This is a genomic window from Synechococcus sp. MIT S9503, from assembly GCF_047304175.1.
Taxonomy (GTDB): Bacteria; Cyanobacteriota; Cyanobacteriia; order PCC-6307; family Cyanobiaceae; genus Synechococcus_C.
Genome location: NZ_CP138955.1, coordinates 456,811 through 471,591, shown reverse-complemented (window position 1 = coordinate 471,591; position 14,781 = coordinate 456,811). Strand labels below are relative to the sequence as shown.

18 protein-coding genes are annotated in these 14,781 nt (G+C 49.5%); 11 read left to right on the top strand and 7 right to left on the bottom strand.

Features of this window, described 5'->3' with window-relative positions; genetic code table 11:
* Positions 1 to 1,151: 1,151 nt before the first annotated feature.
* The 3 genes from SIB56_RS02560 (at position 1,152) to SIB56_RS02550 (ending at position 3,015) form a co-directional block, all read left to right on the top strand.
* Positions 1,152 to 1,544, top strand: a complete 393-nt coding sequence (locus SIB56_RS02560; protein ID WP_413325094.1) for a hypothetical protein — start codon at positions 1,152 to 1,154, stop codon at positions 1,542 to 1,544.
* Between the two features lie 332 nt (positions 1,545 to 1,876).
* Entirely contained in the window at positions 1,877 to 2,023 is a 147-nt protein-coding gene (locus SIB56_RS02555; RefSeq protein WP_413325093.1) for a hypothetical protein, read from the top strand.
* 719 nt (positions 2,024 to 2,742) lie between these two features.
* Positions 2,743 to 3,015, top strand: coding sequence for a hypothetical protein (locus tag SIB56_RS02550; protein WP_413325091.1), 273 nt, complete (start codon positions 2,743 to 2,745; stop codon positions 3,013 to 3,015).
* A 337-nt stretch (positions 3,016 to 3,352) separates the two neighbouring features.
* Here the strand turns inward: SIB56_RS02550 and SIB56_RS02545 are convergent, their stop codons facing one another.
* Positions 3,353 to 3,484, bottom strand: coding sequence for a hypothetical protein (locus tag SIB56_RS02545; protein ID WP_413325089.1), 132 nt, complete (start codon positions 3,482 to 3,484; stop codon positions 3,353 to 3,355).
* Positions 3,485 to 4,176: 692 nt separating this feature from the next.
* Here SIB56_RS02545 and SIB56_RS02540 point away from each other — a divergent pair.
* Together SIB56_RS02540 and SIB56_RS02535 are read left to right on the top strand one after the other, a co-directional pair.
* Positions 4,177 to 4,674 carry a hypothetical protein gene (locus SIB56_RS02540; RefSeq protein WP_413325087.1) on the top strand — a complete coding sequence of 166 codons (498 nt, stop codon included), beginning with the start codon at positions 4,177 to 4,179 and terminating at the stop codon, positions 4,672 to 4,674.
* 148 nt (positions 4,675 to 4,822) lie between these two features.
* Positions 4,823 to 5,083: a hypothetical protein gene (locus SIB56_RS02535; protein ID WP_413325084.1), complete on the top strand. Its 261-nt coding sequence runs from the start codon at positions 4,823 to 4,825 to the stop codon at positions 5,081 to 5,083.
* Positions 5,084 to 5,120: 37 nt separating this feature from the next.
* Here SIB56_RS02535 and SIB56_RS02530 read toward each other — a convergent pair whose 3' ends face one another.
* Together SIB56_RS02530 and SIB56_RS02525 are read right to left on the bottom strand one after the other, a co-directional pair.
* Positions 5,121 to 5,522: a hypothetical protein gene (locus tag SIB56_RS02530; RefSeq protein WP_413325082.1), complete on the bottom strand. Its 402-nt coding sequence runs from the start codon at positions 5,520 to 5,522 to the stop codon at positions 5,121 to 5,123.
* A gap of 873 nt (positions 5,523 to 6,395) precedes the next feature.
* The gene (locus SIB56_RS02525; protein ID WP_413325080.1) at positions 6,396 to 6,848 is read right to left on the bottom strand and encodes a hypothetical protein; all 453 of its coding nucleotides are present in this window, start codon (positions 6,846 to 6,848) and stop codon (positions 6,396 to 6,398) included.
* Positions 6,849 to 7,201: 353 nt separating this feature from the next.
* On the opposite strand from SIB56_RS02525, the gene SIB56_RS02520 reads away from it, so the two are divergent.
* The 4 genes from SIB56_RS02520 (at position 7,202) to SIB56_RS02505 (ending at position 10,453) form a co-directional block, all read left to right on the top strand.
* Positions 7,202 to 8,038, top strand: a complete 837-nt coding sequence (locus tag SIB56_RS02520) for an alpha/beta fold hydrolase (RefSeq protein WP_413325078.1) — start codon at positions 7,202 to 7,204, stop codon at positions 8,036 to 8,038.
* Positions 8,039 to 8,154: 116 nt separating this feature from the next.
* Positions 8,155 to 8,307, top strand: a complete 153-nt coding sequence (locus tag SIB56_RS02515) for a hypothetical protein (RefSeq protein ID WP_413325076.1) — start codon at positions 8,155 to 8,157, stop codon at positions 8,305 to 8,307.
* 838 nt (positions 8,308 to 9,145) lie between these two features.
* A complete protein-coding gene (locus SIB56_RS02510; protein ID WP_413325073.1) occupies positions 9,146 to 9,424 on the top strand; it encodes a hypothetical protein in 279 nt (92 codons plus the stop codon).
* Positions 9,425 to 9,769: 345 nt separating this feature from the next.
* On the top strand, positions 9,770 to 10,453 hold the full coding sequence (locus SIB56_RS02505) for a class I SAM-dependent methyltransferase (protein WP_413325071.1): 684 nt from the start codon (positions 9,770 to 9,772) through the stop codon (positions 10,451 to 10,453).
* Between the two features lie 183 nt (positions 10,454 to 10,636).
* Here the strand turns inward: SIB56_RS02505 and SIB56_RS02500 are convergent, their stop codons facing one another.
* Positions 10,637 to 11,689: a fatty acid desaturase gene (locus tag SIB56_RS02500; protein ID WP_413325069.1), complete on the bottom strand. Its 1,053-nt coding sequence runs from the start codon at positions 11,687 to 11,689 to the stop codon at positions 10,637 to 10,639.
* A gap of 473 nt (positions 11,690 to 12,162) precedes the next feature.
* On the opposite strand from SIB56_RS02500, the gene SIB56_RS02495 reads away from it, so the two are divergent.
* The gene (locus tag SIB56_RS02495; protein ID WP_413325067.1) at positions 12,163 to 12,357 is read left to right on the top strand and encodes a hypothetical protein; all 195 of its coding nucleotides are present in this window, start codon (positions 12,163 to 12,165) and stop codon (positions 12,355 to 12,357) included.
* An 806-nt stretch (positions 12,358 to 13,163) separates the two neighbouring features.
* Here the strand turns inward: SIB56_RS02495 and SIB56_RS02490 are convergent.
* Positions 13,164 to 13,355: a hypothetical protein gene (locus tag SIB56_RS02490; protein ID WP_413325065.1), complete on the bottom strand. Its 192-nt coding sequence runs from the start codon at positions 13,353 to 13,355 to the stop codon at positions 13,164 to 13,166.
* A gap of 160 nt (positions 13,356 to 13,515) precedes the next feature.
* Positions 13,516 to 13,719 (bottom strand): hypothetical protein, encoded by a 204-nt coding sequence (locus SIB56_RS02485; protein WP_413325062.1) that lies wholly within the window; start codon positions 13,717 to 13,719, stop codon positions 13,516 to 13,518.
* Positions 13,720 to 13,897: 178 nt separating this feature from the next.
* Between SIB56_RS02485 and SIB56_RS02480 the strand changes: the two genes are divergently transcribed.
* A complete protein-coding gene (locus tag SIB56_RS02480; protein WP_413325061.1) occupies positions 13,898 to 14,167 on the top strand; it encodes a hypothetical protein in 270 nt (89 codons plus the stop codon).
* A 223-nt stretch (positions 14,168 to 14,390) separates the two neighbouring features.
* Here the strand turns inward: SIB56_RS02480 and SIB56_RS02475 are convergent, their stop codons facing one another.
* The gene (locus SIB56_RS02475; protein WP_413325059.1) at positions 14,391 to 14,546 is read right to left on the bottom strand and encodes a hypothetical protein; all 156 of its coding nucleotides are present in this window, start codon (positions 14,544 to 14,546) and stop codon (positions 14,391 to 14,393) included.
* Positions 14,547 to 14,781: the final 235 nt, after the last annotated feature.

Here is a 14,781-nt window from a genome sequence, read left to right as displayed (position 1 = left end):
GGCAACACTGATTTCCAATGTATCAATGAGATATCAAATAAAATAGGGAACAGGAAAAATGAGACCTATCTCTAGCCTAAACTGAACTTATGCTATGACGCAAGAGTTACATGAGAATCAATGATTATCTACGGACTGAATCAATGACATTTGTTAAAAACAAGTAAGTGCATGAGCAACTAACATGTCTACATTCACCTACAGTCTTTTGGCTGGCTTTTCATTATTTACAGTATCGCTAGCATTATTTATGTTGCCATACATGGGTCAGTGGCCACAAAACTAACAAGAAGCGAGCGATATGACTTTTAAACAAATCCAATATAACCAGAGAATCGCAAAGCGTGAAACTTTCATACTGTGAATAAGAGTATCAACTAACAACTTATCGACAATTCAAATCAACCAAACAACTGTAATTAGCTAAATTTGCTTAATACAGTGATCAAACATTGCTCACATACAAGTTTTGCATGAAACAAAATCAAGCATTTGCACAAAAAAACTTATACCTTGCTGGCACCAACAAACATCCTCCATAATCCAGCACAAAACGTATCAAATCACCAATATCTCTTAACTCAGCAAATACAGATTGTAGCAATATGCAAAACCAACACATGTTAGATTTAAAATAATCGATTAATCAGCAATGGGTTTGTCAGCGTTTGAGATTGCAGTTGGCGGAATAGCTTCAGTGCCAGTCTTGGGAGGCTTGATCTTTCTGATTTACAAAGCTTTTGGTGAGAAAAATCTTGACACCTCCAAGCTGAAACCGAAAAAGCCCACTACTGGAAGATCTTCAGAAGCAGCTGCTACCTGAAATCAGATTTCTCTATGATTCTGAATGCTTTGTTAAACCCCGCAAAATGCGAAGTTTTTTACTGATAGTTATTTTAAAGCCTGCAAAAAGGCCGGAAATAATTATTTTAAAATCATAACCCATGCAATGGATTTTCAATATTTTAAAATTATCACGATATTTTCATCAACATTATTTGCACTCGAACAGATTCCTGCTTAACATTAAGCATATATAAACAGATCAGCATTTATTGCGCTGCTATGAATACTGCGATTCACGGCTCCTATAGCAAAAAGCCCTCTTCACCTTATTAGCTGTTCTTCGATTTTTTCTCGCTGCTGCTGCCGTGGTATTGATTACGATTGAGCTAACTGAAGCATATATGCAAAAAGACATTCTTCATCTCAGCTGTTTTTCAATATTTTTCCTTATCTGCAGCTTTCAAGTCAATCTAAGCCGTCAAAAGGACGTCATGAAGAATGATGAAAGAGTTGGTCGTTTATTCGTACTAGCTTTATTTAGTTTGACAGCTGCTTTTTTAGAATTGGTTGACCTTGGATTTGATCAATTAGTCAACAGACTTCGCGGTAATCAAGAGCTCATATCTTGGTACCAAAGCATCTGCATTCTAGAAGTTATATTTGAAATTATAGCAATTTTAATGCTAGTGTATTCACTGGACAGAATGTTGGTTGCGCTGCGTTCAATTGCCAGCGACTACAAGACAACATGTCTTTAACTACCAATCAGTGGCTAAGAGTTTGAAGATGCTGAATGATTAATTAAGTACTGCACCTCTAAATCAATCGCCAAATAGCTTCACGGTTGACTAAGTCCATTCAACCATCGAGTTCTGAAACATGCACAAGAATCTCTAACGATCTCCAACAGAGCTTTGCAAAAGGTTTACTGGAAGTTGTCTGACCTTGAAGGAGTACAGGTTGATCATGCGCTTGTAACCGATGAACAGATCAATCTCCCGATCAGTCAGATCGACCCGCTCAAGTGCATCGACTTAGTTTGAGGAGTTCAGAAAACCGGGTTGAGCTCCTCTTCCACTGCGCGAGCATCTTGGTGGTCTCCCTGCCTGTGAAGCCACCGGGCTCTAAGAATCAGAGGGTCGATGTCGGTTTCCAGGAGCCAACACTGCTCAAGGCAGCGACGCCATTGGGGCTCAGGCCCAGTGGTAAAGCGGATGATCATTCCCATGGCGACTGAAACTCAACCCGACCTGGCAATGGCCGGCGCTTCTTAAGGTTGGCTTAAGAAGACGATCTTTTGCAAGGGGTGCTCAAGGAGGTCATTCAAGCTTTGGCTGGGACTTTCCAAGCCTGGCAGTCAACCAGTCGCACCTGCCACAACGCGGTATCAGAGCTGATTTTTCAGCTCAATGGGAGCCAGCAGTACCAGGGATGGATGGATGTCAAACCGTCTCCTGGGAAGCAAAACTCAAGCCATGACTGGCTTCGATTTGGCCTTACGCCTGCGTTCTTTCACAAGCATCATTTGAGCGCATTCCGCCCTACTTATTGAAAAACCCCAGCCGCCGAATGGGTTTTGAGTCTCCAGGGCAGGCTTTGCAGCAGGACCTTGATGGGACCAGCTAGCGCATAAGCCAAACAGAGCAAAAGGCGTTCTGGTCAATCCACCAGAAGCTCACCAGAATCTTCAGAGATCTGCACCAGAGCTGTGCAGTGAGGTTCACCAAAAAGGCTGTGACCTTGAAGGAGTCGAGAGGCCAACGCCCTCAAACATCACACTCCTTCAGATCATGACTACTTTTAAACAAGCCAACAAAGTCACCGCAGCTGTTCTGTGCGCTGGACTTATTGGAGCCACTACTTATGCTCTAGCTCCAGCAGCTGAAGCCAAAACCTACGAACATCAAAGGCGACACGAGTTAAGGCGACTCCGCAGAGAGATTCGCCGCGAGACTCGTGATCTCCGGCGTGCTCGACGAGCCTATCGCCGCGAAGTCAATCGTTATCCACGTGTCATTCCTGCCTACGGACTTAGATATGGCAATGTCTATGGAGCACCTGCAGGCTTTGGAGTTCATTTTCGCTTCTGACTTACCGCAAGATACTTATAAGGATCAAGCCTGCCATCATCTGAACATGGACAAACCATTTCCAATATTGGAGATTTTGGCGTTGAAGGCAATGCGTGATTCGACTGATGGCAAGACGGCCATTGCGGGTGGAGAGTAAGGCCACGAAATCGGAGGAGCCAATGACGGTCGATACTCCACCTGAGCAGATTGAAGAAGCAGACTGACTTCTGGCCCCTGCTCCAACAGTCTCATCAATGACCAGGGTTGGTCACTTGGTTAGGTACACATCAGCTACGTCACGCCAATTGACGCTCCGTTTGCACCGAACGAGGTGCCCCAGGAGAAATCAGCCCAATTCCTAGAGCAAATGGCCCCAGGGCGCCTCTAGCCAGAAGCTTCGACCCCTTCCTTCTTCAAAAGTAGTGGGTTGAACAATGCACAAACGAGCGAGCTAGGCCGTCTTTCCAGCGGGAGGGGCGGCCTTCCTCTTGAGATCAAAGGCTGAGACTGGCATTGGCCAGGCCCCAGAGTGCCCAGGCAGCAACGTAGGAAAGGGTCAGCATGGCCCAGGCAGAAGTCCTGGAACTGGGACGCTTGGACAGTGGAAGCTGGATTTTGCGAGCCATCTCTGGTCACCGGATACTCCCAATTGGTCGCTAGATCCTGCTGTGACGGCCACGCATATCTGCAAGCTCGGACTCAACCTCTCACTGCAGAGGGACCATCCGGAAGTTCTCCTGATCCAGAGCAGGCGAAGAGCGCCATCAAAAGCAGCAGGGTGTTGCAAACCTCGTCCAGACTTCGAAATCACCAACCGGAAGGATCCCGGTTCACAGATCAGACGTTGTCAAGGCTTCCTGGGGATCTCCGGCAAGCTCCCGCCAAGCAGCTGTCCCTGTGCTTCATCGAGGAGTTTCATCAGGTCATGCAGCAGAACTGCCTCCTGCTCGTTCGGGGTATTCCCACAGCCAACCCTGCAGAGTGCTGATCGCAGCTTTGAGAAATCAGAAGCAGGAATACCGACTTGGATCTGGTCTTTCAGCATCAGAGGTCATGTACTTCGTGTCATTCAAGCTGCTGTTGAAACCCAGGCAGGACGATCCAGCCTGGTACTGGCTAAACCGCCTGAGCTCAAGTCCAAGTCACCTCTAACAGGGCAGGAGCTCCTGTAATCGTCGTAACCGGTTCAAGAGCGAAGATTCCAGCGCATTTGCTACCGCCGAAGGTTCCGCCGACATCACGCCAACTCACAAACCCACCGACCGACAGCGCATGAGTATCGAATGATACCGTATTAAGACTCATTGGTCTTAAGGCGATGAGGCCACTTCTCGTTCTTGCCGGCTTGCTGATCTGCATGCTGCCGGCATCAGCAACAAAAAACAGCTCGGAAAGTACAGGCTCTCGCGGCACCGAAATTCAGCAGATTGAGACAGGGATTAAGCGCCTTGGTGCACGTGTGATCTGGATGAGAATCAACTCAGGCGCCTGCACACGACGTGGATTGCTTGGTGTTTACAAACCGGAAGATCGAACGATTTTCCTCTGTCAGCAGAGCATCCGAGACAACACCGCACCGCTCATTGAGACCCTCAGACACGAGGGCTGGCATGCAGTTCAACAAATATGTAACAAAGGACGCCCAGTGATGAGCAAGGTCAAGATCTTCTCTCTCTTGACCGATGCCGATCGAAAGAATCTCAGGGAGTTTTATGACAGAAGCCAATACCCTCTGGAAGCAGAAGCACGCGCGATCGAAAAATTATCAACAGATGATTATCTCCGTGACATTGACCGTTACTGCGCCCATGTATGAGGCACCTGGCCTCTGCGGCAGAAAGGACTGTTGAGAACAACTCCTCAATCAGGCAATGGACTCACATCAACAACCACCAGTGGTTTACGAAATGCAGGCCTTCCTTCATTGAGTCAGAGGCGAAGCCAGAGCCATTAGCCCTGCGGGCGTGCTGGTCGTCACGCGTTTCTCGACGAATGCCGGCGCGCGGTTGCCTCAGTTCATGACGGTTTTAATGGCTGCCACCCTGTTGATTTCTGGCTGCCGACGCTGGAGCCATGACCAGAGTTGTGAAGCTGATCAAGGATGGTGCTGGAAAAAGTCTTTGAAGTTGCAAATACTGTTTGAGCTGAATTCAGCGTTGAAAAGAGCCAAAAACATCACAGGTCTTTATGTCGAACCGTACTCAACGGTTATCCCTCTTCCTTAGAAGCCGACCAGCCGCTGGCTGAAAAGCATGCAGACGATCAGACCGTTCTGATGATGTCCTGGGCTGTGGCGATCACCATGCCTGGAACCATCAGTTCACCAAGCCATGGCGTGCCGTCGACGTGCATCGCAAAGTGAAAACACCAGCAGTGAGGTACAACAACACTGCTTCCGTTGCCCTTGGTCACCGTGAAGGTCGCCAATCCCTCCGTCAACGCAGCTTCAGTGATGGGCTGAGGCCGGTTTCGATTGCTGGCACGCATGCATTGGTTGTTCCAATCGCTCACACTTCTAACGAGGGGATCACCATTGGAGCGGATCCCCAAGACGACACGCAGCGGATACCAAACCCTTTCACCGCTGAGTCCCTTGGGAGCTGGGGAGATAGCGACGGATTGATCGATACATTCAGGCAGGGCATCACTGATCTGCGAACGCACGTCTGACACTGCACTGAATCGAGATGCACCGTAGTCAGAGATTCATCTCAGCTGTCAATTCCTGAACATGCCACTGTTCAGCGGCTAAGCAGCGAGCAGGACGATTCTGCCTTGTACTGGCCGAATCGCCTGAACCCGAGTCCATAGCTCCTCAGCAAAGGGCTTGGGCTCCTGTAGTTGCTTTAACTTCATCCGAATGGCCAATGCCAGCCAATTTGCTACTCAGAGGTGTCTCGAAGGTCATCCAAAAACAATCGACGCGAGGAACGCCCATGAACCGATCTCACAGCGAACAGTGCGCAGCTTGCCCAGAACCAGTCTCTGAACTTTCTGCCAGATCACATCTGTAAGCAATTCATCAGCAATCCTCTGAAAAGAGGTCCGGCCCATCAAGACTCACTGATGCCCGAGACTCCTTGGCATTCAGACGAATGACCACTTGGGCCAGCGCTGGCCGGCAACAGCCCGGCAAAAGCCAAAATCAATACATGCTCTAGAGTGATTTGATACTTACCTCGACTCAGTGTTCCCTGATCTGTTCCCGTTGATTTACCCGTCGGGGCTAATCCTTTGGACCGTTCTTGGTTTCTGCTTGACCAGAACGATCTGCGAGAGCAAACAACGCACAAGGGCAAAAAGAAGACGTGCAAACCATCCGGAATTAATGGATGAAAAGGGTTAACTGATTGACGAAGATCTCTTTGCTGTGCGCTTTGGAATCCTTGGTGATTCTGATGATTGTCCTGATCATCAATCGTTCGGGACAGTCCCATTCGCGCTGTACAGAACCAGACTGAAGCAGAAATTTCGAAGCTGATTAATCACAGCAATTCCCGCTTCGAAACTATTGAGAAGCTGGTCAGATTCAAAATGTTACTGCTTGAACTGCGAGAGACAGGATTGAAAGGCTTCAGCATCAGTCCGCTGCACAACCACTGAGCGCAGCGCAGACAAAACGGCAGGGCGCTTTGCATAGGGTGAAAAATCGAGAAGAGATTCAACGATCTCTTCCGGGCTTGCGTAGCCGGCAAGCAACTGCACTGCCTTGTCCATCTCCGCGACAAGCTCATCGGTCGTCCAGAGACAGTTCTGACGAATGAAATGTCGAACCTCTCCAACCACGAGCTCAGAGGGCAGGCCGAGCTGATCCGACAATTCGCAGACTTTGGAGTCAGTCTCGTCAAAGGGATCCTCAAAACCGACGGTGGCCAGCAGTCCATAGAGAAGGAACTGATCTCGCCAGCTGGCATGAGCTTCCAGGCCGGACTCCAGCAAAGCCCAGACCCTCATGTGAGCCTCTCTGAGATCGGCGGGTGCGATGGTCATCCCTCCAGGGTGGCCACGCTTTTTATTCTTTGCTGTAGGGATTTGAGCATGCTTTCGGAAGCGACATTGCTCGGCAAACCCAAAGTTCGATCACGATCCACGATGGCCTTGGTGAATCTCGTTCAACCCTTCAGACACAACCCTGACGCAGCCAAGAGTCCTGAGGCGCTAGCACATCTCTGAAAGCATCAACAAGAAAGCATGCGTTCCCAAGCGGACTGGTTATGGACATTGAAAGGCTGGGTGTTCGAACCACTCTGGTGGCAGCAATGAACTGCGAAAACCATGGCACTGCACAGTCACGGTGACTGATCACGTTGAACACAATCAAGGCTTCATCGATCGCTTAGAGGATGGACATCAACAATTCAGCTGACAAGCAGCTGCTTCTGATTCATCCGATTGGCGTTGGCTTGTCGGCACGATTCTGGGATCGATTCGTCGCGTGCTGGCAAAAAAAAGAAACCCCAGCAGTGCTGCTTGCGCCGGATCTTCTGGGGTGTGGAGCGGCATCATGCCCAGCAAGGCCGCTGACTCCGGAAGACTGGGCTGAACCGCTGATCAATCTGATTCAAGAGAGAAAGAGCGGACCCACGGTGCTGGTGGTGCAGGGCGCGTCTCTTCCGATTGCGCTCGCTTTTGCAGCGAAGGCACCGGAACTTGTGAGCGCTGTGGTGGCGATCAGCCCACCGGGCTGGATGGTTCTGAACAAGGAATTCGCTCAGAGCAAAGCCCGTGTGATCTGGCGCTTTCTGTTTGAAGGCCCAATCGGAAATCTTTTCTACAGGTACGCAAGAAGAAGAGCATTTCTGGATTCATTCTCCAGGAAAAACTTATTCGCGAGAGCAGAAGCGGTCGATGATGAATGGCTTGAGATGTTGAAAGAGGGCTCACTCTCAATGCAAACCCGGTGGGCCGTGTATTCATTTCTGGCAGGGTTCTGGCGACGCGACTGGGAGCCGCAGCTCATTAGACTGGAGGTACCTCTGCAGATCCTTTTCGGCGAAGAAGCCACAGGGATCGGCACCTCAAGGAACTGGGATGACCTGTCGGAACGACTGAGCACCTATAGGAAAAAACTGCCTCAGGCCTGTATCAGCACCATCCCTGGAAGGAACGTGCTTCCCTATGAATCCACTGAGGCCTGCGTCGACAGCGTCAGCAGATGGATCCAGACTCTTCGCCCTTGACCCAACCGCTTTGAAATGAACGAGATGCCTCAGAGAAATCTGCCGCAAGTGAGTCGCAGGTGACATGCGGGACAGGCATCGTCTGTTAAAAAGCTGTTCGCAGAGACCCCGTTCAGATGCCCGTTGACCTCACGGCAATTCTGGTTTCATCCACGTTCATGGGAGCGGGTCTGGCACTGGCCAAATTCTTTCCCGAGTCATCACTGCTGGCAGCGTTTTTTCTGGGCGGATTGGCCATCGTCAATATTGGGCTTTCAATCGCCGGCTGACTAAAGACAAACAGGGCTCAGTTCTGTCTGCTGGCAGGAGAACTGATCGTCCATCGCTAGTTATTCAGGGAACAAAGTCACTGGAGATGGCATCCGGCAAGGAATTATGGCGATCCCTGGAGCCGTGACAGAACAGATCCAACGAGTTTTAGAGACCGTCGCTTCTTGTCTTCCGAAAACTGCACGTCTGAACAGTGCTTAGGGAGGGACTGATGATTGATCTCAGAGATCCCGAGATTCGAGTATTGATCAATGAAGGCTGAAGGATTTTCCATGCCGGTAAGAAACGACCGGAGCAATATCAATTGGCACTCGCTCTATCCGCAGCACAGTGCATCGTTCTTCACCCATGGCTCAATGAACGCCTCAACCGCTAGAGCCAGGTCTGTGGTGTCCGGCTTCCGGACGCGCTGATCAATGCTCTCAAAGACAACTTCATCGCCCCTTATCGCCGGTTAGACCCTGAAAAGCGCTGAACTGTCGTCGTTGCTTGACAACCGAACAAAAAGAGCACTTCCCAGCAGGTGTGCGCTTTGATACGTTAAATGGTGTCATGAGGGGCAAGTCGAGCAGCCGACTCATGTGCGCAGGTGAGAGGGAGACGTCACACTCCCTCTTCCCTCAATCCCGTCTCAGGACAGGAGTGGGGCACCGCCTGAGGATCCCTTAACGGTGCGGCCATGAACACTTTCCCCCTCTGCACTGGCTGTTTGACAAGTGCTGCTGCCACTGCCGAAGAGAAGACGGCCTTTGACATCCCCCGGACAGGTGATGTGGTGCAGAGTTGGACAGGGGATGCTGAAACAAACCCAACGGCAGAGAGCAACGGATGTCGAGATTGACACTGTCAGTGCGCATGCGACGGATCGCCTCAGCCGGTCTTTGTGCGGGGTTGCTGGCAGGCAGTGTCGCTCATGCCTACCCAGGGACCGACGCAGCCAATCCATCGCAATGCCAGGAAGGGGCTTCCGGCTTTATCCAGGCCGGTGGCCGAACAATTTGTCTTGGGGCCTCGGAACAATCTCGAGAAGCATCCCCAACACCCTCAGCCGATGGGGAGAGCCCAGAGCCCGCCGCCCAGACAGCCGGAGAAACCGGAACAGCGTCACAGCAATAAAAAGACCCCACGGCTAGTGCCGTCGGGCCAGGGTGATGGGGATCCATAGTTTGCTATCGCGAATCCACCTCGTCAACGGCACATATGGTGTGTCACGAGCAATCTTGATGCCATGGGGTTCAGAACCGACGCATTGAATCGGTCCAACTGCCACTACAGCAACGATGACGTTTCATGGCCTCTGGCTCCAAACTCTCCAACGCTCATGAGCACTATCTGATCGCCTCAAAGAACAGGCATCAGAGACAGTGATTGGCCAGGAGCGATCATCCATAGCCATCAATCCAACGTCAGAGCAATGGCATGACGCCAGAACATCCCGGCTACCTGATTGATTCTCGAACGATGTCTTCCCTCGACTTCGAAGGCGACTACGGTCATACCTACACCAAAAGCATTCGCCACTCAGTACCGGGATACGACGTTCTGCATGAGATTTCGATCGCAGCGGTTCGCGCCACCGTTGCAACAGCCAGCCGGGTGCTCGTGGTGGGCCCTGGTCCAGGAGATCAGCTGAATAATCTGCTGAAAGCTTGCCGAGATGCTCAGTTCTTTGTTCTGGAGCCCAGCGAACAGATGCTGAACTTATGCAGAAAAGCCGTCACCGCAGCAGCAGATCGAGAACGCTGCGTGCTGATACAAGGAGCGCTTGAAGAAGCCACATTGACATCCCTTGGTCCAGAGAATTTCAATCTGGTGATCTGCCACAACGTGCTTCATCTTTTTGAGGAGGCGCAGCAGGTGCCCATGCTGAGATTGCTGGCTCAGAGCACAGCAGTGCGTGGAACCTTGCTGCTGAGCAGCTACAGCGAACCCGATGAGCAGAACGCCGCCGAGCAGATCATGAATGTGGGCTTACAGCGCCTGCGGGATCGCGGGCTGACAGACACTCAGGTTGATGCGATCAGCACCACACGAAACAGAGTCGTGTTTTCGATGAATTCCGCTGTGGTCAGCAGAGTGCTGCTGTCTGAAAATCTCTCAGCGCCCCTGCAGCTTTATCAGGGCCTTTTCTCGAGACTCTGGTGAGTACGCGAACGTGACGGCAGAGACGGATTGCGGCTTGAGCTGAGGTGCGAAAAGAGCAGGATCAAGACACAGATTCTCAACGAGTACCTCCCAAGCCATCAGGCAGCGTGAAAATAATGAAAAATTGATTCACCAATTGCTCAATGCTGGGCATCTGACAATTCGAACATTGAGGACAGACTCTCAGAGGCCCACAGAAACCAACTCCAGGCTTTGATTATCCCAAAGGATCAATGAGAAGCATGAAGGGATCTGGTGCAAATAAAGGGGGTGCACATCATCAAGGAGATGTAGATTGGCGTAATGACAGTCACGCAGACGGTAATTGGGTATTCTTTCCGAAAGATGATGTATATGATGATAAGCGATATCGGCAGTAAACCAATTGAGAATTGCGGGCAGCTGAAGAAATGACGAACCTTCAATCGCACCTTTGAAATAACTCCATTCTTTTTCATCGCTGGCATAGGAGCCGGGGAAGTTATGCTGAATAAAGAAAACAGCAATCATCAACGCAGCACTGCTGCTCATGACGCAGACATATAATGCCCAGAAATGCCAGTGGCCGATTGAGCTGCCAAGAAACCACCAAAGCATGAGAAGCAGAAATGAGTTGGCAACTGTGTCATACACCTCTTCCCTGGTATAAAAATGATTAGATTTGTGATTATTAATTATGGCAAAAATATTTGGGATTTTCCCATCCCTAAATTCAGACAACGCCTTCCTGCCGCAGGATAAAGAACATCCAAGGAATCCCAGCACGAGCGCGAGCCGGGGTTTTATGATTAAGTAATAAAAGCCACCAGGAAAAAGCAATAAAGGGTGTCGAAGAATTCGATAAAAAACCTTTGAGCTGAAATTTTTTTGCTCGTACTGCAGCCGGGTGGTAAGTGCAGAAGGGCCGCGATAACGATCCCAGTTGCCATTGTATTTGTGGTGAAAAGCATGCCCCCTGGACCAGGGGTGATGCGGAATCCCGTGTATCAGGCTGAGAGCGAAAGCTGCTATACGATTTGCAACCTTGGAACGGAATAGACTCTGATGGCCACAGTCGTGCATTAGCGAAAAGCTTCTGCTCATCAAAAGAATGATGAGAATAAACAGGAAGGGAACTTCAAGCAGTGATGCATAACTGAACGATCTCGTTGCCGCAACTAAAGCGAAAGATGACGCCAGAAGGGGGATCACCGTGTTCAGAATTTGCCATGTGGCAATTCTGTTATCGCTGGCCATATGCGACTTGAGATCAAAATCAACTCTGCGAACAGGCCTTGTTCGTTGTGCGCTGGTTGCAGAATTAGTCAATTGAGCTTGGCATCGTGGCGTTTGTTCAGAGCTTTGTGATCGCTTAACTTATCGAAAACTGCCTCTCAAGGTTGAATCATTTGGGCAGGGAAGGTCTGACAAGACACAACTGCATCAATGAACGCCGACACCCCCAGCGGAGATCCCTGAGACAGACGACAGCGACGGGGACAACTGTGGCTAAGACCGGTGTCAGCTTTGGCATGGTCATGGCAGCAACTGTTGCACACGCAAATGATGCAGAGGACAGAACACCTGAAACACGCCGATCCAGGCATGGTCACAAGGAGCGAACTTCGAGCCGAACCGCAGAAGCAAGCCCAATCTTCCACGTGTTTACTGCTTTGATCTCTGGAACCACTGCTTGAACCCGATACATTGCGCTCAGGATTGAGAACACCATGAACGCACTTGATCTGGAAGTCGTGAATGTCCTCCTCTTTCAGCAGATGCTGGACGCGGTTGAGTCAGAGCGCTGGGATGAGGCAGCGATGGCTTTGTACAAGCTGCACGCCATTGACGAGGGGGAACGCTTTACAGACCTCATCGAAGAAGTGCCTGAGAGGCATGAGCCTGTCGCAGCAACTGCTGCTTGAAGAAAGCATCGATGGACAAACACGACATTGAATGTTGATTTTCGAATTAACCCAACAACTTTCAATCATTCCTCTCTAACAGATCGGGGCATCTCAGTCATCATGAAAAATTGATCAGCTCTTGACAATTGAACAGTAATCGGGGCCTGTCCTTTGAGACGAATTAATCGATTAAAATACACATAATTTGACCGCAAGGGTAGCCATAAAAACAATTAAAACTGAGCAAAATATCTTTCACTGATCATGAATTTAGCTCAAGGATAGCGAGCAGAATTAGAACCCAAAATTTTTAATCGGCTGAGCATAATTCAGTCGACCAAAAACTCACCTCCTAATGCCGCTAACGTCCTAAACACTTTTTACAACAGCAAACTGACGTCAAAGAGAATCAAGCCGTTGACGCAAATGAATGGTTTAGCAGGAGATCTTCAGAGGCTTGTCCTAAGGAAGAGCATCCCCGGAAGGTGATGACACCAGGAAATGAACACCCTTCATCATAAAGAGATGCATATCATCGCCTGTAGCTTGCGTGCTATCAAAGTCATGCAGATCTCTCACAACTGCAAATAAATGAATATGAATAACTCGATACAGGACGTAACCTAGGCACATAAACAGCCAAAACGGATGCTCACCAGCGAGGCTTCAGCCACAAAGGTCAACATCAATATTTTCAAACCTTATGCAATTCACCTGAGTCGAAAGCTAAGTCAAAACAACCATCATTAAATCTAAGAATACCTAACAACAAGTCAACACTAAATATCATTCAGACTGCAAAAGTACTTTCACACTCTCAAACTCTACTCTGCACGCTGATGGAGGCTATGCAGCTTTTCAACAATCGTTTTCTGCAAGCGATCTTTCTTGGCGGACAGCCAGGCGTTGACAGTCTCTTTCTCCTCAGACGTCAGGTTCATCTTCTGAACGTAATCCTTGGTCGCGTCCCAAACAAGTGCTCCAAATTCCTTGGAATGCTTCAGCCGTTCAGCCACGCCTCCATGAAGATCCTCTTCATCAAGCAAAGGATGGGATTCGACAATCGCTGTGACATCAATGATCTGGGATTCAGGGTTGTCTTCCATAACTGCTCATGATGTCACCCATACCTAGCCAACCCAACCGCATCAGGGAACTGCAATCAGAACGACCGGATCATGCTGCTGGTCCAAACTCTGATAGCTCTGCTGCTGTGGGGCTCATGGTTTGAGCCAGCACAAGGAGATCAGTGGCCAGTCCGTGCTCTCCTTCACGCAGAAGCAACCTGCGAAGGGAGATCACATCTCCGTAATCAGCAGCTGCTGTGCCATTGATCAGTCCACGAGCAGTTCCACGGGCAACAGCCAACTGAAGTGTCATATCCATAAACTCAGGCTGAACCATTCCGGGGGTCTGAATCCTGTAATCCACTAGAAAGCTGCTTAATTCAGGTCCAAATTGCGAAGATAATCCGTTGAACACCGCCTTAAAACGCTCGGTTTTCAACCAACGGCCGAGGCGACAGGAGGACAGACAGGTCTAAAAGACCCTGTGCTGATTGAAAAGCCGTCGTCATTACAAAACAAAGCCGGGAGCCACAGCTTCTGAACATTCGCGGTTCAGGGACACGAATGGAATCTTCAAGATCACAACAGCTTTCAGTCCACAGTGCTGCCCTTCGCTGATCGAAGATATGAAAATGAAAAATGAAATCAAGGTCATTTCGACATTCCTTATTCTCAACGCAACATTGATTTCAATTGCGATTGCTGTCTATGTAAAAAAAGGAATTCAATTTGAAAAACTAACTGATTTTCTCATGAACTGAAAAAAATAAAATGCCCATACAGGTGTACCGAAAAGCCTGCCAACTTGTAATACTCACTGGACAGAGATCATTCTGAAATCGTCAAATAAAATTTGGTCATCAACTTCCCTCTCTCATTTGTGGCATGTCACACTCTGATCATTCGCATCAAAAAGCCCCTACCAATGATGAGGGCTTTGAACTCAGCCCGATGGTATATCCCGAAGACAGAGAGATTTCAGACTTAGTAGCTTGGAGAGTTCGGTGATGACCAGAGATACTGCGCAACAATGTTCACACCGCCGCCCAGAACAGCGATGAAGACACCAAAGAGAACCAGCTCCAGATAGCCGGTTCGGTCAAGGGGCGCCCAGACAACAAACTCCTGGATGGATTTCAACCGAGGTCAACCTGGAAAAAGAATCCACTGAGCGGTCAGCAGTTCGGTTCCAGACCATTGACGACCCTCACATGGCGAGGCGGCCATTCCACTGCTCAGCGAGGAAAGAGAAGCCAAATTTTGCGTTGTCCACCGGAGTAATCCGCCTAACCACCCTCTGTAATATGTTGTGTAACCCATGCGGGGCATGTTGATATCGCGATATGAAGTAAATACTGCCCTTGCAAATAATACA

Coding starts and splice junctions, on each gene's coding strand:
- SIB56_RS02520 (WP_413325078.1), top strand. CDS start 7,202: ATGGACATCAACAATTCAGCTGACAAGCAGCTGCTTCTGATTCATCCG.
- SIB56_RS02525 (WP_413325080.1), bottom strand. CDS start 6,848: ATGACCATCGCACCCGCCGATCTCAGAGAGGCTCACATGAGGGTCTGG.
- SIB56_RS02495 (WP_413325067.1), top strand. CDS start 12,163: ATGAACGCACTTGATCTGGAAGTCGTGAATGTCCTCCTCTTTCAGCAG.
- SIB56_RS02500 (WP_413325069.1), bottom strand. CDS start 11,689: ATGGCCAGCGATAACAGAATTGCCACATGGCAAATTCTGAACACGGTG.
- SIB56_RS02505 (WP_413325071.1), top strand. CDS start 9,770: ATGTCTTCCCTCGACTTCGAAGGCGACTACGGTCATACCTACACCAAA.
- SIB56_RS02540 (WP_413325087.1), top strand. CDS start 4,177: ATGAGGCCACTTCTCGTTCTTGCCGGCTTGCTGATCTGCATGCTGCCG.
- SIB56_RS02485 (WP_413325062.1), bottom strand. CDS start 13,719: ATGACACTTCAGTTGGCTGTTGCCCGTGGAACTGCTCGTGGACTGATC.
- SIB56_RS02545 (WP_413325089.1), bottom strand. CDS start 3,484: ATGGCTCGCAAAATCCAGCTTCCACTGTCCAAGCGTCCCAGTTCCAGG.
- SIB56_RS02515 (WP_413325076.1), top strand. CDS start 8,155: ATGCCCGTTGACCTCACGGCAATTCTGGTTTCATCCACGTTCATGGGA.